This is a genomic window from Klebsiella sp. LY (genome assembly GCF_004010915.1).
GTDB lineage: Bacteria > Pseudomonadota > Gammaproteobacteria > Enterobacterales > Enterobacteriaceae > Klebsiella > Klebsiella quasipneumoniae.
This window is the reverse complement of sequence record NZ_CP022444.1, coordinates 4,683,466-4,706,617: the sequence shown is the minus strand read 5'-3', so window position 1 is coordinate 4,706,617 and position 23,152 is coordinate 4,683,466. Positions and strand designations below refer to the sequence as shown.

The following is a 23,152-nucleotide window of genomic DNA, read 5'->3' as shown; positions in this document are numbered from 1 at the left end:
AATTTTTTCCCGACCATTTTCACTTTTACTTAAAGATGACAGAAATGTAACAACACAGGACTGTCTTCTCTGGAATGATTATGACGTAAGGAAATTCTAATGAAAAAGCGTGTTCTTGCCCTTTGCCTGGCCAGTTTTTTCTCCGTTAACGCCTTCGCACTGGTTCCCCCCGGTAACGATGTCACCACCAAGCCCGATCTCTACTATCTGACCAATGCCCAGGCCATCGACAGCCTGGCGCTGTTGCCGCCGCCGCCGGCGGTGGGCAGTATTGCGTTCTTAAACGATCAGGCGATGTATGAGCAGGGGCGCCTGCTGCGCAACACCGAGCGCGGGAAGCTGGCGGCAGAGGATGCCAACCTCAGCGCGGGCGGCGTGGCTAACGCCTTCTCCAGCGCCTTTGGTTCGCCGATCACCGAAAAAGACGCGCCGCAGCTCCATAAGCTGCTGACCAATATGATTGAAGACGCCGGCGATCTGGCGACCCGCGGCGCGAAAGAGAAGTATATGCGCATTCGGCCGTTTGCCTTCTACGGCGTCTCCACCTGCAACACCACCGAGCAGGACAAGCTGGCGAAAAACGGCTCTTACCCGTCCGGGCATACCTCCATCGGCTGGGCCACCGCCCTGGTGCTGGCGGAGATCAACCCGCAGCGGCAGAACGAAATTTTGAAGCGCGGCTATGAGCTTGGCGAGAGCCGGGTGATCTGCGGCTATCACTGGCAGAGCGATGTCGATGCGGCGCGCATCGTCGGCTCCGCGGTGGTCGCCACGCTGCACACCAACCCGGCCTTCCAGCAGCAATTGCAGAAAGCCAAAGACGAATTCGCCAAAACGCAGAAGTAACGTCATCACCGTTGAACTCCCGGATACGGCGCCTGGCGCGCCTTGTCCGGGCGACAAAAACCGCGATTGATTCGAAGGGTAGGGTTTGAAGGCCGGGTCAGGCGCCAGCCGCCGCCCGGCATAGATGCGGCTCCGAGCTTGCTGCCGTCGCCCGGCGGCGCTGCGCTTGCGCGGCCAGCCGGACGGTTCCCTCTCCCTCCGGGAGAGGGCCAGGGTGAGGGGAAGCACTGCAGTGTGGTTGTTTATGTTATCTGTGGCTTCAGCGTAGTTTGCGCTCCCGGTTAATCGTCTGCGTTATGTCACTCATGGCGCCGGGAGCGCACAGGGGGCGGCCAGTCGCCGCCGCCCCCTGTACCCCCGGGCTCCGGCCAGCACCGGCAGTTTCAGCAAGAAAAGTGAATAAGTTAACGACAGGTCGTACGAACGTAGGCCGGGTAAGGCGACAGCCGCCACCCGGCACAAAATCGGCTCCGTACCCGCTGTCCTTGCCCGGCGGCGCTGCGCTTGCGCGGGCCTACAGACAGTCAGAGCCGGATGCGTTGGCCGGGTAAGGCGCAAGCCGCAGCCCGGCATAACACCCGCTGACTCAGAATCGCGTCACAAACGGCGCGGTATCCGGCAGGGCAATGGTGGTTGAGGCTTTCAGCTGCGGCGTGCCCAGATAGAGGAAACCGACGATTTTATCCTGCTCGCGGCACTCGAAGCCGGCGCGCACCACCGGGCTCTCGGTCAATGCTCCGCTGCGCCAGATGCCGTTGAATCCTTGAGCCAGGGCCGCCATCTGCATCGCCATCACCGCGCAGCCAGCGGACATCTCCTGCTCCCAGCGCGGCACCTTCGGGTGGTCTTCACAACGCGCCACGACGGTAATGATTAGCGGCGCGCGGAACGGCGCATTTCGGGCTTTCTCTATGCCCTTCTCATCCTGACCGGCCTCCCTGGCCCCCTTTTCCAGCAACTGACTGAAGCGTTCGCGGCCGTCATCGGCGATAATGAAAAAGCGCCACGGCTGCAGGGTGCCATGATCCGGGGCGCGCAGCCCGGCGCGCAGAATGTTTTCCAGCTGTTCGCCGGCCGGGGCCGGTTCCGCCAGGCGGGAAGCGCTGCGGCGATTAAGCAGTAGGTCGAGAGCATCCATCTGTATAACTCCTGTGATGTCATTTTTCATAAAATTAACATGCACAAGGATTTTGTTACAGCGCGGTCGGTGATTCCTGCTGACAACCGACGGCTCACTCTTTAGGATAGCCAGACGCGGCGGCCCCTGCGGCCTGCCCATTTTTAGATAACGTTAGGGAGAAGACATGCGAACCCTTTGGCGACTGATTGCCAGCTTTTTTAAATGGACGTGGCGGATACTCAACTTTATTCGCAAACTGGCCCTCAATGCGATCTTCCTGGTACTGGTGCTGGTGTGTATCGGCATCTGGAGCCAATTCAGCAGCACCACCAGCGAACATGCCGCGCGCGGCGCGCTGCTCCTGGATATTACCGGCGTGGTGGTGGATAAACCTTCCGCCAGCAGCAAACTCGGCGTGATAGGCCGCCAGCTGTTTGGTGCCAGCTCGGACCGTTTGCAGGAGAATTCTCTGTTCGATATCGTGCAGACCATCCGTCAGGCGAAGGATGATCGTAATATCACCGGTATTGTGCTGGATCTGAAAAACTTCGTCGGCGGCGATCAGCCGTCCATGCAGTACATCGGTAAAGCGCTGCGCGAATTCCGCGACAGCGGCAAACCGGTCTATGCCGTCGGCAGCAGCTACAGCCAGGGCCAGTACTACCTGGCGAGCTTTGCCAACAAAATCTGGCTCTCGCCGCAGGGCGAGGTAGACCTCCACGGCTTCGCCACCAACGGGCTGTATTACAAGTCGCTGCTGGATAAGCTGAAAGTCTCCACCCATGTCTTCCGCGTCGGCACCTATAAATCCGCCGTCGAGCCTTTCATTCGCGATGACATGTCCCCTGCCGCCCGCGAAGCGGACAGCCGCTGGATTGGCGAACTGTGGCAGAACTACCTCAACACCATTGCCGCCAACCGGCAGATCACCGCCCAGCAGCTCTTCCCGGGCGCCCAGGGCATTATCGATGGCCTGCGTAAAGTGGGCGGCGATACGGCGAAATATGCGCTGGACAATAAGCTGGTGGATGAGCTGGCGACCTCCACGGAAGTGGAAAAAGCGCTGACCAAACAGTTTGGCTGGAGCAAAGCGGATAACAATTATCGGGCGATTAGCTATTACGACTACAACGTGAAGACGCCGTCTGACCAGGGTTCCGCTATCGCGGTGATCTTCGCCAACGGCGCCATCATGGACGGCGAGGAGACCCCGGGCAACGTCGGCGGCGACACCACCGCAGCGCAAATTCGCGATGCGCGCCTCGACCCGAAAATTAAGGCCATCGTTCTTCGCGTGAACAGCCCTGGCGGCAGCGTGACCGCCTCGGAAATCATTCGTGAAGAGCTGGCGGCAGCCAAAGCCGCGGGTAAACCGGTGGTCGTTTCAATGGGCGGCATGGCGGCGTCCGGCGGCTACTGGATCTCCACCCCCGCGGATTACATCGTGGCGAACCCAAGCACCCTCACCGGCTCCATTGGCATCTTTGGGGTGATCAACACCGTGGAAAATACCCTCGGGTCGATTGGCGTCCACACCGACGGCGTCGCCACGTCGCCGCTGGCGGATATCTCCAGCACCAAAGCGCTGCCGCCGGAAGTGCAGCAGCTGATGCAGTTGAGCATTGAGAACGGCTATCAGCGCTTTATCACCCTGGTGGCTAACGCCCGTAAGAGCACGCCGGAGAAAATCGACCAGATAGCCCAGGGCCACGTCTGGACCGGGGAAGATGCCAAAGCCAACGGTCTTGTCGACAGCCTCGGCGATTTTGACGACGCGGTGGCCAAGGCCGCCGAGCTGGCGAAGCTGAAAACCTGGCACCTTAACTACTATCAGGAAGAGCCAACCTTCTTCTCGATGGTGCTGGACAGCCTGACCGGCTCGGTACGCGCCTCGCTGCCGGCCGCCATTCAGGCCTGGCTGCCTGCGCCGGTGGCCGCGGCGGCCGAGACGGTGAAAGCGGAAAGCGACAAGCTGGCGGCGTTCAACGACCCGCAGAACCGCTATGCCTTCTGCCTGACCTGCGCCAACATTCGTTAATACGCAGCGGCTGCCCCGTATCACGGGGCAGCCTTTTTTCCGCACCTGCCAGCGTCGCCACAAAGCGAGCGGCCAACACTGTATTTTTTCCTCCGTCTCTTTATACTGCGCCTGTCTACGACCAACCTAAGCGATGCTATGCAAAAAAAATCGATTTACGTTGCCTACACCGGTGGGACCATCGGTATGCAGCGCTCCGAACACGGCTATGTACCCGTTTCCGGCCATCTGCAGCGTCAGCTGGCGCTGATGCCGGAGTTCCATCGTCCGGAGATGCCGGACTTCACGATCCATGAATACCATCCGCTGATGGATTCATCCGATATGACCCCCGAGGACTGGCAGCACATCGCCGACGATATCCGCAGCCATTACGCGGAGTATGATGGCTTTGTGATCCTCCACGGTACCGACACCATGGCGTTTACCGCCTCAGCGCTGTCGTTCATGCTGGAAAATCTCGGCAAACCGGTGATTGTGACAGGGTCACAAATCCCGCTGGCCGAGCTGCGTTCCGACGGCCAGATCAACCTGCTCAATGCCCTGTACGTCGCCGCCAACTATCCGATTAACGAAGTGGCGCTGTTCTTCAACAATCGACTGTTCCGCGGCAACCGCACCACTAAAGCCCATGCCGACGGCTTTGACGCCTTCGCCTCGCCCAACCTCGCGCCGCTGCTGGAGGCCGGGATCCATATTCGCCGTCTCGGTACCCCGCCGGCGCCGCAGGGCCGTGGGGAGCTGATTGTCCACCCCATCACCCCGCAGCCGATTGGCGTGGTGACGATTTACCCCGGCATCTCCGCCGACGTGGTGCGTAATTTCCTGCGCCAGCCGGTGAAAGCGCTGATCCTCCGCTCCTACGGCGTCGGCAATGCCCCGCAGAATGGCGAGTTTATTCAGGTGCTGGCGGAAGCCAGCCAGCGCGGCATTGTGGTGGTCAATCTGACGCAGTGTATGTCCGGCAAAGTGAACATGGGCGGCTATGCCACCGGCAACGCCCTCGCCCAGGCGGGAGTCATCAGTGGTTTCGATATGACGGTGGAAGCGACGCTGACCAAGCTACACTATCTGCTGAGCCAGCAGCTGGACGTTGACGCCATTCGCGCGGCGATGCAGCAGAATCTGCGTGGCGAACTGACCCCTGACGAAGCTTAAGGAGGACGTATGGCACATCGAGCGCTGTTACTGGTTGATTTGCAGAACGACTTCTGCGCCGGCGGCGCGCTGGCGGTTCCCGAAGGCGACAGCACCGTCGACGTAGCCAACGCGCTTATCGACTGGAGCCTGGCGCGCGGCGAGCCCATCGTCGCCAGTCAGGACTGGCATCCGGCGGATCACGGCAGCTTCGCCAGCCAGCACCAAGTGGAGCCCTACACTGTGGGCGACCTGGACGGCCTGGCGCAAACTTTCTGGCCGGATCACTGCGTTCAGCACAGCGAAGGCGCGGCGCTGCATCCCCTGCTCAAGCAGCAGGCGATCGCCGTCGTGTTCCACAAAGGGCAAAACCGGGTCATCGACAGCTACAGCGCTTTTTTTGACAACGGTCACCGGCAGAAAACCGAACTGGACGGCTGGCTGCGTGGTCAGGGGATCGTGGAGCTGACCGTTCTCGGCCTCGCCACCGATTACTGCGTCAAGTTCACCGTGCTGGATGCTCTGGCGCTCGGCTACGCGGTCAACGTCATTACCGACGGCTGCCGCGGGGTGAACCTTCAGCCGCAGGACAGCAGCCAGGCGTTTATGGAGATGGCCGCCGCAGGCGCCACGCTCTATACCCTTGATGACTGGCGGGAAACCCACGCCTGATCCTTCACCCGGCGCTTCCGCGCCGGGTCTTCTTCTGCCGCTTCGTTATCGTCCATAAATTGAACTCTCTCGCAGTTTCAACAAGTTATTGCTGGTAGTCTGGCAAGGCTGTTTTTTCGCCACGCCATTTCCGTGGCGCGGTTATTTTTTTATGTCAAAGAGGAACCACTATGAAACGTTTGCCCTTGCTGGCAGCCTTGCCCCTGCTTTGCGCTTCCGCGCTCTCTGCCCAACCGCTGATGTCCGTCGGCTATTTCAACGGCGGCGGCGACGTCACTGCCGGGCCGGGCGGGGATATCGACAAGCTGGACGTCCGGCAGATCACCCATCTCAACTACTCGTTTGGCCTTATCTATAACGATGAAAAAGACGAGACCAATGCGGCCCTGAAGGATCCTGACCATCTGCACGAGATCTGGCTGTCGCCAAAGGTGCAGGCGGATCTGCAAAAGCTCCCTGCCCTGCGTAAACAGAACCCGGACCTCAAGGTCCTGCTGTCGGTCGGCGGCTGGGGGGCGCGCGGTTTCTCCGGCGCGGCGGCAAGCAAAGAAACCCGTAAGGTGTTTATTCAGTCTGCGCAGGAAATTGTTGAAAAATATGGTCTGGATGGGATTGACCTCGACTGGGAGTTTCCGGTCAACGGCGCGTGGGGGCTGGTTGCCAGTCAACCGACCGATCGCGATAACTTCACCGCGCTGTTAAAAGAGCTGCGCGCAGCGTTTGGTACGAAGAAACTGGTTACTATTGCCGTGGGCGCCAACGCCGAGAGCCCGAAAAGCTGGGTGGATGTCAAAGCGGTGGCCCCGGCGCTGAACTACATCAACCTGATGACCTACGACATGGCCTACGGCACGCAGTACTTCAACTCGAACCTGTATGACTCCAGCCACTGGCCGACGGTCGCCGCGGCGGATAAATACAGCGCCGATTTTGTGGTCAACAATTACCTGGCCGCCGGGCTTAAACCCAGCCAGATGAACCTCGGGATTGGTTTTTATGGCCGGGTACCAAAACGGGCGGTCGAGCCGGGGATTGACTGGAGTAAAGCGGATGCGCAAAAGAACCCGGTCACCCAGCCCTATTTTGGTCCACAGCAGATCGCGCTGTTTGCCTCGCTGGGCTATGACCTGAGCAAAGACACCTACGTGAAATACAATGATATCGTGGGCAAATTGCTCAACGATCCGCAGAAACGCTTTACCGAGCACTGGGACGATGAGGCGAAAGTCCCGTGGCTGTCGGTGCAGTCCGCAGAGGGCAAGCCGCTGTTCGCCCTCTCCTATGAGAACCCGCGCTCGGTAGCCATTAAGGCGGACTACATCAAGGCGAAGGGCCTCGCCGGGGCGATGTTCTGGGAGTATGGCGCCGATGACCAGAACCAGTTGGCCCGCCAGCTGGCGGAATCCCTGGGGATCAAACACTAATCGCGGCTGTTCCTCCGCCGCATCGTCTCCGCCGGGCGGCGTGACGCAGGCAGCATCGCCTGCAATGCAGGTATATCGCGCCGCCCGGGATAGGTTATGATGCCTGTTATCCGCTGCGCCAGGGGCTGGCGCAGCTTAACCGTTTGACAGGAGGCAGGGGGCCATGGCCTATATCCCCAAAAATTACGCACGTCTGGAAGTGGGTTATCGCGAAAAGGCGCTCAAGCTCTTTCCCTGGGTATGCGGACGCTGCTCGCGGGAGTTTGTCTACTCCAATCTGCGCGAGCTGACGGTGCACCATATCGATCACGACCACTCCAATAACCCGGAAGATGGCAGTAACTGGGAGATGTTGTGCCTCTACTGTCACGATCACGAACACTCCAAGTACACCGAAGCCGATCAGTATGGCTCCACGGTGGTGGCCGGCGAAGATGCGCAAAAGAGCGTCGGCGAGGCCACCTACAATCCGTTTGCCGACCTGAAAGCGATGATGAACAAAAAGTAAGCAAAGCGGCTGACCGTCGAGAGCGGTCGTAGACGCTAACCCTTCCGGCGCCGGATCACCTGACGCCGGAACGACTCCCCGCCGGCCAGCGGTTTATTGCAGCTTCACGGTTGCGATCGGCTTCGGCACGATACCGAAATCTTCCTTCAGCTGCTGTTTGCTCTTCATCACCATCTGCCCGCGAGTATCGATGGTCATATGCTGGGCGTCGGTGTTATACCGGGCCTGCCACAGCATCACCAGCTGCAGGCTATTTTCCTTCTGCTCCGGCGTCAGCGCCACGCCATCCGGCCATTTTCCCAGCTCCACCGCCGTCGCCAGACGCTGATACACTTCCGGGGTCATGCTGTCGATAATTTGCTCAATATCCATCTTCCGCTCATCTCCACCTGGAATAATTTGCTGAATCGTTTCTTCAACCCTTGATCTGCTCGCCGTTCTGCTCATCGGTGAAGCTGAGCGACGCCGAATTCACACAATAGCGCTCGCCGGTCGGCTGCGGGCCATCCGGAAACACGTGACCGAGGTGGGCATCACAATTTCCGCAGCGGATCTCTATGCGCTGCATGCCGTGGGAGCTGTCGTCCAGATAGCGAATGGCCTCTTCGCTTACCGGCTCGTAGAAGCTCGGCCAGCCGCAGCCAGAGTCGTACTTGGTCTGGGAGTTGAACAGCGGCGCATCGCACACCAGGCAGTGATACACGCCATTTTTCTTGTTGTGCAGCAGCCGTCCGGTGAAAGGCGGTTCGGTACCATGATGTTGGGTCACGTAAAACTGCATTTCGCTCAAGCCGTTTTTCAGCTCTTCCGGGGAGGGTTTATTTGCCATGGGCTTACATCTCGCTTTGCAATGGACAACTTTCGCCCCAATTCTAACAAAACATTAACAATGAAGCGTACACTTTTGTTCTAAACTTATCCGGTGCCCACAGGCAGCCAGATAATTGTGACTTAAATCACGTTTTTATCTTAAATGCCCTTTAAAATTCCGCGCGCAGCCCCCATATGGAATTGGGCTCAAAGGGAGAGTGAGGCAAATCAATCGCGCAAAGGTCTGCTCAGGATTGATTTGTCGCAATGATTGACACGATTCCGCTTGACGCTGCGTAAGGTTTTTGTAATTTTACAGGCAACCTTTTATTCACTAACAAATAGCTGGTGGAATATATGACTATCAAAGTAGGTATCAACGGTTTTGGCCGTATCGGTCGCATTGTTTTCCGTGCTGCTCAGAAACGTTCTGACATCGAGATCGTTGCAATCAACGACCTGTTAGACGCAGAGTACATGGCTTACATGCTGAAGTATGACTCCACTCACGGTCGTTTCGACGGCACCGTTGAAGTGAAAGACGGTCATCTGGTCGTTAACGGTAAAAAAATCCGTGTTACCGCTGAACGTGACCCGGCTAACCTGAAGTGGGACGAAGTTGGTGTTGACGTTGTTGCTGAAGCAACCGGTATCTTCCTGACCGACGAAACCGCTCGTAAACACATCACCGCTGGCGCGAAAAAAGTCGTTCTGACTGGCCCGTCCAAAGACAACACCCCGATGTTCGTTCGCGGCGCTAACTTCGACACTTACGCTGGCCAGGACATCGTTTCCAACGCATCCTGCACCACCAACTGCCTGGCGCCGCTGGCTAAAGTCATCAACGACAACTTCGGTATCGTTGAAGGCCTGATGACCACCGTCCACGCTACCACCGCTACCCAGAAAACCGTTGATGGCCCGTCTCACAAAGACTGGCGCGGCGGCCGCGGCGCAGCTCAGAACATCATCCCGTCCTCTACCGGCGCTGCTAAAGCAGTAGGTAAAGTACTGCCAGAACTGAACGGCAAACTGACCGGTATGGCGTTCCGCGTTCCGACTCCGAACGTATCCGTTGTTGACCTGACCGTTCGTCTGGAAAAAGCAGCGTCCTACGAAGAAATCAAGAAAGCTATCAAAGCCGCTTCTGAAGGCGCAATGAAAGGCGTTCTGGGTTACACCGAAGACGACGTTGTTTCTACCGACTTCAACGGCGAAGTTTGCACTTCCGTATTCGATGCTAAAGCGGGTATCGCACTGAACGACAACTTCGTTAAACTGGTTTCCTGGTACGACAACGAAACTGGCTACTCCAACAAAGTTCTGGACCTGATTGCCCACATCTCCAAATAAGTTGAGATGAAAAAGTAATCTGTAAGAGCGACTTCGGTCGCTCTTTTTTTTGTCTGCAGAGATAGGATTGCACAATGATAAATAAAATTTTTGCTCTCCCGGTGAATGAAACCATTTCGCCCGTTATCTCCCGTCGCCAGCTGGACGACCTGGAGCTGATTGTCATCGACCATCCGCAGGTGAAAGCCTCTGTGGCGCTGCAGGGGGCGCATCTGCTCTCCTGGAAACCCGCCGGTGAAGAAGAAGTCCTGTGGCTGAGCAACAACACCCCGTTTAAACAGGGCGTCGCCCTGCGCGGCGGCGTGCCGATTTGCTGGCCCTGGTTTGGCCCATCGGCGCAGCAGGGCCTGCCGTCGCACGGCTTTGCCCGCAACCTGCCGTGGACCCTGGAAGGCCATGATGAAGACGACGGCGGCGTGATGTTGACCTTTGCGCTGCAGAACAGCGCCGAAACCATGAAGCTGTGGCCGCATGAGTTCACCCTCTATGCCCGCTTCAAGCTGGGCAAGACCTGCGAAATCGAACTGGAAGCCCACGGCGAATTTGAGACCACCTCTGCCCTGCACAGCTACTTCAACGTCGGCGATATCGCGGCGGTGAAAGTGAGCGGTCTTGGCGAGCGCTATATCGATAAAGTGAAAAATGCCGAAGAAGGCGTTCTGAGCAACGGCGTGCAGACCTTCCCGGATCGTACCGACCGCGTCTATCTCGACGCCGAAGGCTGCAGCGTGATCCACGACGACGCGCTCAGCCGCACTATCGACGTGGTGCATCATCATCAGCACAACGTGGTGGCCTGGAACCCGGGCCCGGCGCTGTCCGTCAGCATGGGCGACATGCCGGACGATGGCTACAAAACCTTCGTGTGCGTCGAAACCTGCTGCGTGACCCAGCCGCAGAAAGCCAGTGAAGAGACCCCGTCTCGCCTGGCGCAAACCATCAGCGTGAAAAAACGCTAAGCGCAAAAAGCCCCGTTTATCACGGGGCTTTTTCTCTTCTCCACCAGGATGCGCTGTGGGTTAAACCATATCCAACCGGGTTTTCCGCGGCGGCGGTGGATAGAGGCGGTCCAGCTGCGCAAGCTCTTGCGGGCTGAGAACGAGATCAAGCGCGGCGGCATTCTGCACCACATGTTCAATACTGGCCGCTTTCGGGATCGCCAGCATTCCCGGATGACGAATCACCCAGGCCAGCAGCAGCTGCGCCACCGTCACGCCCCGCTCGTTAGCCATTTTGATGATATCGGTATGCTGAAAAAGTCCATCACGTAAGCGCCCCGCCTGGGCCAGCGGACAATAGGCCATCACCGGCAGGGTGTGCTGCTGGCACCAGGGCAGGAGATCGTATTCAATGCCCCGCGACGCGAGATGATAGAGCACCTGATTGGTGGCGCAGCGTTCGCCACCCGCCGTGCGCCACAGCGCCTGCATATCGTCGGTGTCCAGATTGGAGACGCCCCAGCGGCGGATTTTACCCTCGGCCACCAGCCTTGCCATCGCCTCGACCGTCTCCTCTAGCGGGATATCGCCCCGCCAGTGCAGGAGATACATATCCAGATAGTCGGTCTGCAGCCGGCGTAGACTGTTTTCACAGGCGCGGCGCATCGCCGCGCCGCCGGCGTGCCAGGGATAGACTTTGGAGACCAGCACCACCCGGTCGCGCAGGCCGCGGACCGCCTGGCCCACCACCTCCTCCGCCCCGCCGTCGGCATACATCTCAGCGGTATCGATTACCGTCAGGCCATGGTCGATGCCCGCGCGCAGTGCAGCCACCTCCTGCTGACGCTGCGCCGCGTTCTCGCCCATATACCAGGTCCCCAGCCCGATGGCCGGAACTGCCGCCTGCTCGCCAAAGCATACTGTTTTTTTCACCATCGTCTCCTCCTTAGCGCCCTGCACCACCATAAAGCAAAACAGGGCACGAAGCCCTGTTTTGATGCATAAAGCGCACTGTAATAATGCACAATCAGAAGGTGTAAGTGATCCCGGTTGAGATCAGACCGCTCCAGGATTTGTCCACCATCGGGCTATCGGTAATTTCATCCGACAGACGGGTGTAGCGCGCAATACCGTATACGCTCCAGTCGCCGAGGAAGCGATAGTTGGCCGACAGCTCCAGATACGGGTTCCAGCTGCTGTCCGGATCGTAGCTGCGCATGCCGCTGCGACGGGACTCATGCTGCGAGACACCATAATAGTATTCGTTCTGATTGTCGCTGTTCCACTCCACGCCGATGCCCGGCGTCAGCGTCAGGTTCCCGTTGGTGTAGCGGTACAGCCAGGCGAGATCCCAGTTGATGCCGTTGCTGTTATCCAGCGTATCGCCGGCAATCGTCGTGCGCAGGAAACCATAGGGCGTGTTGTGGACATAAGAAAGACCGGCCATCACGGTTGATTTACGTTTATCCAGGCGACGCATTTGTTCGCTATCGCTGTCGCCCGGCTTGAAGTACATCGGCGACCAGTAAGCCGTTATCGACAGCTTATCATTGGTGTCATTCCACAGGTAGTAACCCCCACCCAGACCGTGGAACCAGAAGTTATCGCTCTCATAACTAATGACCGGCACCGGATACACATCCGCATCATACTGCTTGTACGGATGCTCAACGATGCCGACGCCAGCGCCAAGCGTGAACTTCCCATCGGCATGCGCCGCGCTGGCGGAGGTCGCAATCAGCACGCCGAGTGCCAGAAGTTTGATTTTAGTCACAATCCATATTCCCGTTGTCAAATAATCAGCCCGTGCAGTTTACCGTCGTAGGTCTCATGCCTCAAATTCTTTACCCGATATGACACAAATCGTTCACTTTCCCACCCTTCTCTTACCATCTGGTGACAGCCCGATGACAGCTTCACGTCCCGGCGAAGCAAAAAGCGTCTTTTTCAGGATGAGTTATTGATATGTCATTGAAATTGATTTTCTGCGTCATGCAAGATTTCTAAATGCATCTACGCTTAAATTTAGAAGGTGTAATTGCAGGGCACATTCACGCTACCCCACCCGCAACCTGGCATAAGGGTTGCTGGATACCAGGAGAGCGATGTTCAGCTTATGTCTTCCGGGGGCCCCCACTATTCATATGAACGGCTCTCAACCTGTGCTAAAAAACGAAAGGACGGCATGCCATGAATATATTCGATCACTATCGCCAGCGCTATGAAGCTGCCAAGGACGAAGAGTTCACACTGCAGGAGTTTCTTACCATCTGCCGGCAAGATCGCAGTGCCTATGCCAATGCGGCAGAACGTCTGTTGATGGCCATTGGTGAACCCGTCATGGTTGATACGGCTCTCGAGCCGCGGCTATCCCGTCTCTTTTCAAACCGGGTTATCGCACGCTATCCGGCGTTTGAAGAGTTTTACGGTATGGAAGACGCCATTGAGCAGATCGTTTCCTACCTCAAGCATGCCGCCCAGGGGCTGGAAGAGAAGAAACAGATCCTCTATCTGCTGGGACCGGTGGGCGGGGGTAAATCATCGCTGGCTGAACGGCTGAAAGCCCTGATGCAGCGCGTGCCTATCTATGTGCTGAGCGCCAACGGCGAGCGCAGCCCGGTTAACGATCACCCGCTGTGCCTGTTCAATCCCCAGGAGGATGCGCAGATCCTTCAGAAAGAGTATGGCGTCCCTACCCGCTATCTCGGCACTATTATGTCGCCATGGGCGGCCAAACGCCTGCATGAGTTTGGCGGCGATATCACGAAATTCCGCGTGGTCAAAGTCTGGCCATCGATTCTCGAACAGGTCGCCATCGCCAAAACCGAACCGGGCGATGAAAACAACCAGGATATTTCGGCGCTGGTGGGTAAAGTGGATATCCGCAAGCTGGAACACTATGCGCAGAACGACCCGGACGCCTACGGCTACTCCGGTGCGCTGTGCCGCGCCAACCAGGGGATCATGGAGTTCGTCGAGATGTTTAAAGCGCCGATCAAGGTGCTGCATCCGCTGCTGACCGCGACCCAGGAGGGTAACTACAACGGGACCGAAGGGATCTCCGCCCTGCCGTTTAACGGGATCATCCTTGCCCACTCTAACGAATCGGAATGGGTGACCTTCCGTAATAACAAAAACAATGAGGCCTTCCTCGACCGCGTCTATATCGTCAAAGTGCCTTATTGCCTGCGGATCTCCGAAGAGATCCGTATCTATGAAAAACTGCTCAACAGCAGCGAGTTGACTCATGCGCCATGCGCCCCGGGCACTCTGGAAACGCTGGCGCGCTTCTCGATTCTGTCGCGCCTGAAAGAGCCGGAAAACTCGAGTATCTACTCGAAAATGCGGGTCTATGACGGCGAGAGCCTGAAAGATACCGACCCGAAAGCGAAATCCTATCAGGAGTATCGCGACTATGCCGGGGTGGATGAAGGGATGAACGGGCTCTCCACCCGCTTCGCCTTTAAGATCCTCTCAAGGGTGTTTAACTTCGACCATGTTGAAGTGGCGGCCAACCCGGTGCATCTGTTCTATGTCCTGGAGCAGCAGATTGAGCGCGAACAGTTCCCGCAGGAGCAGGCCGAGCGCTATCTGGAGTTCCTCAAAGGCTATCTGATCCCGAAATACGCCGAGTTTATCGGCAAAGAGATCCAGACCGCCTATCTGGAATCCTACTCCGAGTATGGGCAGAACATTTTCGATCGCTATGTCACCTACGCTGACTTCTGGATCCAGGATCAGGAATATCGCGATCCGGACACCGGGCAGCTGTTTGACCGTGAATCGTTGAATGCCGAGCTGGAGAAAATTGAGAAGCCGGCCGGGATCAGCAACCCGAAAGACTTCCGTAATGAAATCGTCAACTTTGTGCTGCGCGCCAGAGCCAACAACAGCGGACGTAATCCGAACTGGACCAGCTATGAGAAACTGCGCACGGTTATTGAGAAGAAAATGTTCTCCAATACCGAAGAGCTGTTGCCGGTCATTTCGTTTAACGCCAAAACCTCAACCGATGAGCAGAAAAAACACGACGACTTTGTCGACCGCATGATGGAGAAAGGCTACACCCGCAAACAGGTTCGCCTGCTGTGCGAGTGGTACCTGCGGGTTCGTAAATCGTCCTGATGCGTCCAGCCCGGCGGTGCGCCGCCGGGTCAACTGCAGCTGAATGATGATAAGTAAAGTTGGCTAATGCAGTACAGGAGGGCATATGACCTGGTTCATAGACCGACGCCTGAACGGGAAAAACAAAAGCGCCGTCAATCGTCAGCGCTTTTTGCGCCGTTATAAGGCGCAGATTAAACAATCAATCTCCGAGGCCATCAACAAGCGCTCGGTGACCGATATTGAGAGCGGAGAATCCGTCTCGATCCCGACGGACGATATCAACGAGCCGATGTTTCATCAGGGTCGCGGCGGACTACGCAACCGCGTCCACCCGGGCAATGACCATTTCGTGCAAAACGATCGGATCGAACGCCCGCAAGGGGGCGGCGGCGGCGGTGGCGGCGGTCAGGGGCAAGCCAGCGCCGATGGCGAAGGGAAGGATGAGTTTGTCTTCCAGATTTCAAAAGATGAGTACCTGGATCTGCTGTTTGAAGATCTCGCCCTGCCGAACCTGAAGAAAAATCAGCACCGGCAGCTAAACGAGTTTAAAACCCATCGCGCGGGTTTTACCTCTAACGGGGTGCCGGCCAACATCAGCGTGGTGCGTTCGCTGCAGAACTCGCTGGCCCGTCGGACTGCGATGACCGCCGGCAAGCGCCGTGAACTGCGCGCTCTGGAGGAGGACCTGGAGACCATCAGCCGCAGCGAGCCGGTGCAGCTGCTGGAGGAGGAGCGCCTGCGCAAAGAGATTGCCGAGCTGCGGGCTAAAATTGAACGGGTGCCGTTTATCGACACCTTTGACTTACGCTACAAAAATTACGAAAAACGGCCGGAGCCCTCCAGCCAGGCGGTAATGTTCTGCCTGATGGACGTCTCAGGCTCGATGGACCAGGCCACCAAAGACATGGCCAAGCGCTTTTATATCCTGCTGTATTTGTTCCTCAGCCGGACCTATAAAAACGTCGATGTGGTCTATATCCGCCACCATACCCAGGCGAAAGAGGTGGATGAACACGAATTCTTCTATTCTCAGGAAACCGGCGGCACCATCGTTTCCAGCGCCCTCAAGCTGATGGATGAGGTGGTGCAGGCGCGTTATGACCCGGCGCAGTGGAACATCTACGCCGCCCAGGCGTCGGATGGCGACAACTGGGCCGATGACTCCCCACTGTGCCACGAACTGCTGGCGAAGAAAATTCTGCCGGTGGTGCGTTATTACAGCTATATCGAAATTACCCGCCGGGCGCACCAGACCCTGTGGCGCGAGTATGAACACCTGCAGGCGACCTTTGATAATTTCGCCATGCAGCATATTCGCGACCAGGAGGATATCTACCCGGTATTCCGCGAACTGTTTCACAAGCAGTCCTCTAAAAGTGAAGCGTAGTTAAATAAAATCAGCCAGTTAGCGTCACCTGCTGGCTGATTTATTTTTTAAATGCTTTTATTTCTCTATTAATCAATACGCCCATTTTTTGTGCAGAATAGATGCAGCTGCCTCATCGCAAAATGCTTCTTTCCCCCATGTTGTACATTCCAGGTACAAATCCCTAACCCTGTGTATTATAACTGCCTAATCTGCTTCAAACATTCACGCGATCGTCAGCGTTGCACTGTTTCCACTCTCAGGAGCCTGCTATGACCCCTTTTTATCAATTGACCGCCACCCGCCTGCGCGGCCAACCTCTCTCCATGGCTGACTATGCTGGCAAGGTGGTTCTGGTGGTGAATACGGCCAGCCATTGTGGCTTCACGTCACAGTATGCTGGCCTGGAAGCGCTCTACAAAAAGTACGCGGCTCAGGGGCTGGTGGTGCTTGGTTTTCCGTGCAACCAGTTTGGCAAGCAGGAACCCGGCGGTGCGGATGAAATCGAGCAGACCTGTCACGTTAACTACGGCGTGAGCTTCCCGATGTTTGCGAAAGTGGACGTCAACGGCCCCGCTGCACACCCGCTGTTTCGTTATTTGAAACAAGCGTTGCCCGGCGTGCTCGGCGGACGGATCAAGTGGAATTTCACCAAGTTCCTCATCGGTCGCGACGGCACACCCCTCACGCGTTTTGCGCCGTTCACGACACCGGAGAAAATGGAGGCTTCCATTGTTGCCGCCCTCAAGCGCTGAGTGTGCAGTCATTCCACGTTCACCCAACGGTGGCTGTCTGCCCATACAAGATAGATGTTGGTTCCTGGCCTGTAGCCGACCGCGCCAGCTGTCGCCGGAACGCCCTATTTCACGTCAGGGGCTGTAAACGCGCAAAACCGTAAGATGCTATATGCGAAGCGCCTGTTTCTGGTTGACGAACTTATCAGTTGCGGGAGAATAATGCTGACAAACGCATGCCAGCTTATTCCCGTCAGGATCGCGCAGGTAGGCCACATAAAAGTCGGGGCCATAGGCGGGGCGTGTGCCCGGTGCGCCTTCATTTTGCCCTCCTGCAAGAAGGCCTGCGGCATGGAACTGTCTGACAATCTCTGCGTTATCAGCCTGGAATGCAAACATTGTCCCGTTTCCCGCGGTTGCGGAATGTCCGTCAAAAGGAGGGCAAATACAAAAGCTGAACGCCTTATCCGGATTATTTTTATCTCCCCACATTGCCCAGCTGTCTGTCCAGGCAGGCAGACGTGAGTAGCCAAGAACATTAAAAATAGCGTCATAAAAATCTACTGAGCGCTGAAAATCATTGGTACCTATCGTGATATAAGCCAGCATCTTATGACATCCTCTTTGCCGTTTCCCAGAACAGGCAGGATACCTCTTAACGTAACAATAAACGATTTCCTCTGATGCGCCTGACGCCGTTTGCCGTCTGAGCATCGGCGGTTTCGACATAGCCCGACCTGTTAAACGCTGGCGCAGTTGAGCGGTCCAGGGTTAATTAACCGGTGACGTCAGTCGATCTCACGCGGCCAGCAACCGTCTGTTGCTGGCCGATCTTCCACCTGCCCGGTCATCAGTCTACAGCGGCGACACGGCCTCAACTTCATGCTGAAACACGTAGGGGTCGGAGAGGAGTTCGAATACTTCATCGTCCGGATAGGTGACCGCGACGTGATAGTCTTCGCCTGCGAAGGCTTTGACCGCCGCGAGATCCTGCCAGTAGGTGGCGAGAAAGAAATGCGCCCATTCGCCCTGGTTTTCCCGGCGCACCAGGGCGCCTCTGTTGCCGGCGATGCTCTGAGCGTGTTCCACGCCGGTCCGCTCGAGGTGGCGGGCAAACCCCTCAGCATGCTGCAATGGCACACAGCCGTGCCAGGTCCTGACAATCATTTGCATTCTCCTGTGGTGATAAACATCTCACCCTAACATCGACAGGCATTTCTGGGGGAGCGCAACAATGCGGCGCTGGCCACAACACAAAATTATTTTGCCGGACGGGGATATCCTCTCACTCTGCACTATTTTTGACTGCGGAGCAGCATTGGGCCGAATATTGCGCGGCGAGTATCGCTGTTAGCTGGCGCGGAAAAAATCGTGGCTCGTCAGCCTCGGGCAGTCGTATCGCTACACGCCCAAGCCGCGCCCCTTCAGGGCATCGCCAGCCGATCTTGATGGGCCGCAAAGAGGGTGATGAGATGGTCGGCGATAACCCGCACGCGTCTGGACCCGGCCAGGTCGGAATGCATCACCAGCCAGAGAGTCTGATCCGCGCCGATCTCCGGCTGCAGGCACTGCAGGCCGCTGGCCCGTGCCATAAAGTGCGGCAGAACGCCCAGTCCGAGGCCCGCGGATACCGCGGAAACCTGGGCCACGAGCGTATTGGCTTCGACTTTACACGGCCGGCCGCGCAGGGTGCGCGCGATCCATTGGGCGGCCGGCAGGTGCTGGTGAGTTTCCGGCCACCCCACAAAGTCCGCCTCGCTCAGCGACAGGCCGTCCGCACCGGCCAGATAGCCGGCGGCGCCATAGACGCCAAACCCCACCGTCCCCAGTCGCTTTAACGTCAAATGCCCGGCCTCAGGCTTGACCATGCGGATCGCCAGATCGGCATCCCGACGGTGCAGGTTCACCGGCTGCACGCCGCTCAGCACCTCCACCCGCAGCTCGGGATAATGGTCCAGGAGCCCTTTCAGGGAGGGCAGAATAAAATGCGTGGCCAGGTTATCCGAGGTGGCCAGGCGGACAACCCCGGCGACATGCCCCTGCAGTTGCGCCGCTTCGCCAAACGCCAGGCCTGCGTATTCCAGCGCCTCGGCCCGCGCGAGCAGGGCTTCGCCATCATCGGTCAGGCGATAGCCGCTCTGATGGCGGCTGAAGAGCGGAACGTTCAACGCCTGCTCCAGCCGATCCAGCCGGCGGGAGACCGTGGCTATCCCCATGTTCATCTTGTCGGCGGCGCCGCTCAGCGTTCCCGCCCGGGCGATGGCGAGGAATATGCGCGCATCATCCCAGTTAAATTCTGCGGTCATCTGTTTTCCATTTATGGAAAACGACTCTCCGTTTTCCGCTATTTTTTATCAGTTTCGCAGGGATGATACTGCACGCCACTCGCGGAGACAACCAGGCCATCCGGTCGCCTGCTCTCTCCTCACCTGAACGTCCGTGTACCGCGCGGAACGCTCCTTTCCTAAGGATACGCCTGATATGAAAGAGATTGCTTTACCCCTCCACCCGGCGCCGGCGCGCGTCTGGATAGCCGTCGTTGCACTCGGGATCTGCGCCTTTTCAATCGTCACCAGCGAACTGGCGCCGGTGGGCATGCTCAGCGCCCTGGCGGCGGATTTTCACCAGACTGAATCTGGCATGGGTCTCGCCGTCACCGCCTATGGCTGGGTGGGCGCCCTGGCGGCTCTGCTTTCCGGCGCAATGCCGGCGCGTATTTCCCGCAAGGCGCTGCTGGTCGGGCTGATGCTGATCCTCGCGCTTTCCTGCCTCGCCGCAACCCGATCTTATTCGATGTTCGCCCTGATGAGCGCCCGCATGATTGGTGCCCTGGCGCATGGCGCCTTCTGGGCCTTAATTGGCATCGTCGCCGCGCAGATGGTGCCGCCGCACCGGCTGGGGCTGGCCACGGCGATCATTTTTGGCGGCGTGTCGGCGGCAAGCGTAGTGGGGGTGCCGCTGGCGAGCTTTATCGCCACCCTGGCGGGCTGGCGATACGCGTTTATGGCGATGGCCTTGCTGTCACTGGCCGCCGCTGCGGTGCTGTGCTCGACGCTGCCCGCGCTGGCCGCCCCAGCCCCCGTCAGGCTGCGCGTTTATCGTGATATTTTCCGCAATCCGCTGCTCGGTGGCCTGTATGGCGCCACGGCATGCATCATTACCGCTCACTTTGCCGCCTTCACCTACATTGAACCGCTGCTGATAAATCTGCAGGGAGTCCCGACGACCGCCCTCTCCGGCCTGCTGCTGCTGTCAGGGGTTTCCGGGCTGCTGGGTAACGTTATCGCGGGGAAGCTCATCGATCGTCATCTGAAGGGGCTGATTTTCGCTGCGCTGCTGCTGAGCGGGGGCGCGCTGGCGATCCTTGGCTCCGCCCGTTTTGCGCCACTGCCATTCTGTTTTAGCGGGCTACTGTTAGCCCTGTGGGGCGCCGGCATCGCGATTGTGTTCGTCGGCTTACAGACCTGGCTACTGCGCAGCGCGGGCGCGGTCGCCCAGCCAGCGTCAGCCATTTACGTGGCCATTTTTAATGCCGCCATCGGCACCGGGGCGCTTGTCGGCGGCCAGCTGATCGCCTCAGCTGGCCTGTCGGGAATGGTGTGGCTGGCGGCGGGGACCATGGTGGGCAGTACGCTGCTGATCGCTCTGCTGAAAGCGCCCTCGGGCCGCTAAACGCTGCCCTGTAAAACCGCGTTTTCACGGTCCAGCGTGAAGACCTGCCACACGACGCGGGTCGCGCTCAAGGTAAAAATGGCCGTCGCCAGCGTATTTTCCTCATCCGGATCGTCGGGAGACAGCCGGTAAATCGGTAACAACGGATCCTGCTGGTCGGAGAGCATCGCTTTCGCTGTCACGCCATCCAGCGGCGGGTCCGTCGCCAGCCACGCGTCCAGGCGCCGCTGGCGCGAGCCGGAGCTGCCGGTCACGATCTGTTCAATGGCCGCAAGCTGGGGATGGATCAGATGGTTGGCATGCCCGCTGGTGGCGGACAACGCGAGCACCGAGCTGCCGGAGCCGGTGGCTTCCACGCTAAACAGACGGCTATCGCCCATCTGGCCCAGGGTGTGGTGAAACGCGCCCGCGCGCGGCGTGGCGCTCAGCAGAGTGACGGCTTCCTCTAAGGTGGTGGCGTTCAGCGAGGCACGGGCCAGAATCTGGCGCGGCATCCCGTCCGGACGATGCACGGCGCGAATATTGTTGACCGTATTGACTATCCCCTTCTCATTTACTGCGAAGGTATGTCCGCACAGGGAGCCGGGATAGGCGAAGCTGGTAAAGGCGAGGCCCACGTCCGGGGTTATGCTGACGATGGCGCAGTCTTCACGCAGCTGCGGGAAGCCGTCTTCATTGTGCGCAATGATCAACTCGCCCTCTGCGCTTCTCCCCGCCAGGGTGGTGCAGCCATCCGACGTCGAACGCACCAGATCGCCGCGACAGTTCCAGGCGAACACCTCATCCACCGGCGCCTGCAGCCCCTCCGCCATGCCCTCCAGCTCCTGCCAGATCAGCGGGAACTGAGCCTGCACGGCTGCGCGCATGCGCTGGGTCTGTTCCGTCGTTTTCAGGGCGGCCACCGTTTGCCACAGCGCCGTTTGCCTGATTTTTGTCTGCCAGGCCTCACGACCAAACGCGCCAAGCTGCTGACCGACCGCAAAAGCGGAACCTCGGATTGCGATTGTTTTCATATTGTCATTATTCACTTATATTCAGGATACGTGTTGCAAAAACTCTTGCAGACGCGGATTGCTGCTGGCCGTGAGCAGCACCTCAGGTGAACCATCTTCGGCAATAGTGCCGCCATCAATAAAAATCAACCGGGAAGCCACCTCTCTGGCAAAACCAATCTCATGGGTCACAATCACCATCGTCATGCCCTCTTCGGCCAGCGAGCGCATGACCTTTAACACCTCATGCCGCAGTTCAGGATCAAGGGCGGATGTTGGCTCATCAAATAACATCATTTTGGGTTTCACCGCCAGGGCGCGAGCTATCGCCACGCGCTGCTGCTGACCGCCCGAGAGCTCGGCAGGATAGTGGTTAGCGCGTTCACGCAGCCCCACGCGATCCAGCAACGCCAGCGCCTGCTCCCGCGCTGTGGCCTTGCTCTGCTTGCGCACGCGAAGCGGACCGAACATGACATTCTCCAGGGCGGTCAGATGCGGGAACAAATGAAACTGTTGAAACACCATACCGGCTTCGCGGCGAATATCACACTCATTCGCGTGCGGATCCGTAATATGCATGCCCGCCACCAGCAGCGTGCCCGAGGAGATCTCTTCCAGCTTGTTAATACAACGCAGCAGGGTCGATTTTCCCGAGCCGGAAGGACCGATGATCACCACCACCTCGCCCGCTTCAATCTTTAAATTGATATCGTGCAGCACCTGAGTGGCGCCGAAGTTTTTCGCCACCGCGCTAAATTCAACCATGCTCATAAAATATGGATCCTTTTCTCAACTTGTTTTAGCAGGAAGCTCAGGCACAATGTCAAAAACAGATAAATCATCGCCACCGCCGTCCACACCTCCAGCGCCCGAAAGTTGCCGGCAATAATCTCTTGTCCCTGACGGGTTAATTCTGCCACGCCAATCACAATAAACAGCGACGTATCTTTAATACTGATAATCCATTGATTGCCTAATGCCGGGATCATCCGCCGAAAAGCCAGCGGCATAATGACATGCCACAGGGTGCTGCGCGGCGATAATCCCATCGCCAGGCTGGCTTCTTTAAATCCTTTATTGATCGACAGAATCGCGCCCCGGGTGATCTCCGCTATATAAGCCCCGGAGTTAATCACAATGGTGATAATGGCGGCAGGAACCGGGTCAATACGCACCGGCAACACCATCGGCAGGGCGAAGTAAATAAACATCACCTGCACCATAATTGGCGTCCCGCGGATTAATTCCACAAACACCAGCGATACCGTTTTGGATATTGTCCCACCTAATGCGCGGCAGGTCCCGGCCAGCAAACCAATGATTAATCCACCTAACAAACCTGATAACGAAATAATTAGCGTCAGCTGCAAGCCTTGCATCAGCAGCGGCAATGCATCCCAAATATAGCGACTGTCAAAATTCATGCTTCTACCCG

At 57.8% G+C, this 23,152-nt stretch carries 24 protein-coding genes; 13 read left to right on the top strand and 11 right to left on the bottom strand.

Going from position 1 to position 23,152, the window contains the following annotated elements:
- Positions 1–99 precede the first annotated feature (99 nt).
- Positions 100–846, top strand: a complete 747-nt coding sequence (gene phoC / locus CE636_RS26125; protein WP_004203793.1) for an acid phosphatase PhoC — start codon at positions 100–102, stop codon at positions 844–846.
- 586 nt (positions 847–1,432) lie between these two features.
- Here the strand turns inward: phoC and CE636_RS26115 are convergent.
- Positions 1,433–1,984, bottom strand: coding sequence for an NAD(P)H nitroreductase (locus CE636_RS26115; RefSeq protein WP_004176531.1), 552 nt, complete (start codon positions 1,982–1,984; stop codon positions 1,433–1,435).
- A 166-nt stretch (positions 1,985–2,150) separates the two neighbouring features.
- Here CE636_RS26115 and sppA point away from each other — a divergent pair, with 166 nt between their 5' ends.
- From sppA to yajD, 5 genes are all read left to right on the top strand, one after another.
- Entirely contained in the window at positions 2,151–4,004 is a 1,854-nt protein-coding gene (gene sppA / locus CE636_RS26110) for a signal peptide peptidase SppA (protein WP_004203792.1), read from the top strand.
- 138 nt (positions 4,005–4,142) lie between these two features.
- Complete coding sequence (gene ansA, locus CE636_RS26105) at positions 4,143–5,162, top strand: asparaginase (protein WP_004203791.1); 1,020 nt, start codon at positions 4,143–4,145, stop codon at positions 5,160–5,162.
- A 9-nt stretch (positions 5,163–5,171) separates the two neighbouring features.
- Complete coding sequence (pncA, locus tag CE636_RS26100) at positions 5,172–5,813, top strand: bifunctional nicotinamidase/pyrazinamidase (protein ID WP_017898595.1); 642 nt, start codon at positions 5,172–5,174, stop codon at positions 5,811–5,813.
- A gap of 170 nt (positions 5,814–5,983) precedes the next feature.
- The gene (locus CE636_RS26095) at positions 5,984–7,237 is read left to right on the top strand and encodes a glycoside hydrolase family 18 protein (protein WP_017898596.1); all 1,254 of its coding nucleotides are present in this window, start codon (positions 5,984–5,986) and stop codon (positions 7,235–7,237) included.
- 163 nt (positions 7,238–7,400) lie between these two features.
- Positions 7,401–7,745 carry an HNH nuclease YajD gene (gene yajD / locus CE636_RS26090; protein ID WP_002901254.1) on the top strand — a complete coding sequence of 115 codons (345 nt, stop codon included), beginning with the start codon at positions 7,401–7,403 and terminating at the stop codon, positions 7,743–7,745.
- Between the two features lie 93 nt (positions 7,746–7,838).
- Here the strand turns inward: yajD and CE636_RS26085 are convergent, their stop codons facing one another.
- Together CE636_RS26085 and msrB are read right to left on the bottom strand one after the other, a co-directional pair.
- The gene (locus CE636_RS26085; RefSeq protein WP_004203787.1) at positions 7,839–8,117 is read right to left on the bottom strand and encodes a YeaC family protein; all 279 of its coding nucleotides are present in this window, start codon (positions 8,115–8,117) and stop codon (positions 7,839–7,841) included.
- Between the two features lie 43 nt (positions 8,118–8,160).
- On the bottom strand, positions 8,161–8,574 hold the full coding sequence (gene msrB / locus CE636_RS26080) for a peptide-methionine (R)-S-oxide reductase MsrB (protein ID WP_004203786.1): 414 nt from the start codon (positions 8,572–8,574) through the stop codon (positions 8,161–8,163).
- Positions 8,575–8,912: 338 nt separating this feature from the next.
- On the opposite strand from msrB, the gene gapA reads away from it, so the two are divergent.
- Both gapA and CE636_RS26070 read left to right on the top strand, forming a co-directional pair.
- The gene (gapA, locus tag CE636_RS26075; RefSeq protein ID WP_004203784.1) at positions 8,913–9,908 is read left to right on the top strand and encodes a glyceraldehyde-3-phosphate dehydrogenase; all 996 of its coding nucleotides are present in this window, start codon (positions 8,913–8,915) and stop codon (positions 9,906–9,908) included.
- Positions 9,909–9,982: 74 nt separating this feature from the next.
- The gene (locus CE636_RS26070; protein WP_004203783.1) at positions 9,983–10,867 is read left to right on the top strand and encodes a D-hexose-6-phosphate mutarotase; all 885 of its coding nucleotides are present in this window, start codon (positions 9,983–9,985) and stop codon (positions 10,865–10,867) included.
- Between the two features lie 60 nt (positions 10,868–10,927).
- Here CE636_RS26070 and CE636_RS26065 read toward each other — a convergent pair whose 3' ends face one another.
- Together CE636_RS26065 and CE636_RS26060 are read right to left on the bottom strand one after the other, a co-directional pair.
- Positions 10,928–11,782 carry an aldo/keto reductase gene (locus CE636_RS26065; RefSeq protein ID WP_025999078.1) on the bottom strand — a complete coding sequence of 285 codons (855 nt, stop codon included), beginning with the start codon at positions 11,780–11,782 and terminating at the stop codon, positions 10,928–10,930.
- A gap of 91 nt (positions 11,783–11,873) precedes the next feature.
- Positions 11,874–12,620 (bottom strand): MipA/OmpV family protein, encoded by a 747-nt coding sequence (locus CE636_RS26060; protein WP_004203780.1) that lies wholly within the window; start codon positions 12,618–12,620, stop codon positions 11,874–11,876.
- A 416-nt stretch (positions 12,621–13,036) separates the two neighbouring features.
- Between CE636_RS26060 and yeaG the strand changes: the two genes are divergently transcribed.
- From yeaG to CE636_RS26045, 3 genes are all read left to right on the top strand, one after another.
- Positions 13,037–14,971, top strand: a complete 1,935-nt coding sequence (gene yeaG / locus CE636_RS26055) for a protein kinase YeaG (protein ID WP_004203779.1) — start codon at positions 13,037–13,039, stop codon at positions 14,969–14,971.
- A gap of 85 nt (positions 14,972–15,056) precedes the next feature.
- A complete protein-coding gene (locus CE636_RS26050) occupies positions 15,057–16,340 on the top strand; it encodes a YeaH/YhbH family protein (protein ID WP_012968476.1) in 1,284 nt (427 codons plus the stop codon).
- 251 nt (positions 16,341–16,591) lie between these two features.
- Positions 16,592–17,074, top strand: a complete 483-nt coding sequence (locus CE636_RS26045) for a glutathione peroxidase (protein ID WP_004203776.1) — start codon at positions 16,592–16,594, stop codon at positions 17,072–17,074.
- Between the two features lie 147 nt (positions 17,075–17,221).
- On the opposite strand, the gene CE636_RS26040 is transcribed toward CE636_RS26045, so the two are convergent.
- Both CE636_RS26040 and CE636_RS26035 read right to left on the bottom strand, forming a co-directional pair.
- Complete coding sequence (locus tag CE636_RS26040) at positions 17,222–17,662, bottom strand: VOC family protein (protein WP_004203774.1); 441 nt, start codon at positions 17,660–17,662, stop codon at positions 17,222–17,224.
- A gap of 246 nt (positions 17,663–17,908) precedes the next feature.
- Positions 17,909–18,220, bottom strand: a complete 312-nt coding sequence (locus CE636_RS26035) for a hypothetical protein (protein ID WP_004203773.1) — start codon at positions 18,218–18,220, stop codon at positions 17,909–17,911.
- Positions 18,221–18,287: 67 nt separating this feature from the next.
- On the opposite strand from CE636_RS26035, the gene CE636_RS29060 reads away from it, so the two are divergent.
- Complete coding sequence (locus CE636_RS29060; protein ID WP_032425956.1) at positions 18,288–18,407, top strand: hypothetical protein; 120 nt, start codon at positions 18,288–18,290, stop codon at positions 18,405–18,407.
- A 70-nt stretch (positions 18,408–18,477) separates the two neighbouring features.
- Here CE636_RS29060 and CE636_RS26030 read toward each other — a convergent pair whose 3' ends face one another.
- On the bottom strand, positions 18,478–19,359 hold the full coding sequence (locus CE636_RS26030; protein WP_017898598.1) for a LysR family transcriptional regulator: 882 nt from the start codon (positions 19,357–19,359) through the stop codon (positions 18,478–18,480).
- A gap of 175 nt (positions 19,360–19,534) precedes the next feature.
- On the opposite strand from CE636_RS26030, the gene CE636_RS26025 reads away from it, so the two are divergent.
- On the top strand, positions 19,535–20,725 hold the full coding sequence (locus tag CE636_RS26025) for an MFS transporter (protein WP_017898599.1): 1,191 nt from the start codon (positions 19,535–19,537) through the stop codon (positions 20,723–20,725).
- Here the strand turns inward: CE636_RS26025 and CE636_RS26020 are convergent.
- Genes CE636_RS26020 through glnP form a run of 3 tightly spaced genes read right to left on the bottom strand, consistent with a single transcriptional unit; the run spans position 20,722 to position 23,141 of the window.
- Positions 20,722–21,738, bottom strand: a complete 1,017-nt coding sequence (locus CE636_RS26020) for an acyl-CoA--6-aminopenicillanic acid acyl-transferase (protein ID WP_025999079.1) — start codon at positions 21,736–21,738, stop codon at positions 20,722–20,724. The two genes, CE636_RS26025 and CE636_RS26020, sit on opposite strands and share 4 nt — an antisense overlap.
- 21 nt (positions 21,739–21,759) lie before the next feature.
- Complete coding sequence (gene glnQ, locus CE636_RS26015) at positions 21,760–22,482, bottom strand: glutamine ABC transporter ATP-binding protein GlnQ (RefSeq protein WP_025999080.1); 723 nt, start codon at positions 22,480–22,482, stop codon at positions 21,760–21,762.
- Between the two features lie 2 nt (positions 22,483–22,484).
- A complete protein-coding gene (glnP, locus tag CE636_RS26010; protein ID WP_004203767.1) occupies positions 22,485–23,141 on the bottom strand; it encodes a glutamine ABC transporter permease GlnP in 657 nt (218 codons plus the stop codon).
- Between the last annotated feature and the right edge of the window lie 11 nt (positions 23,142–23,152).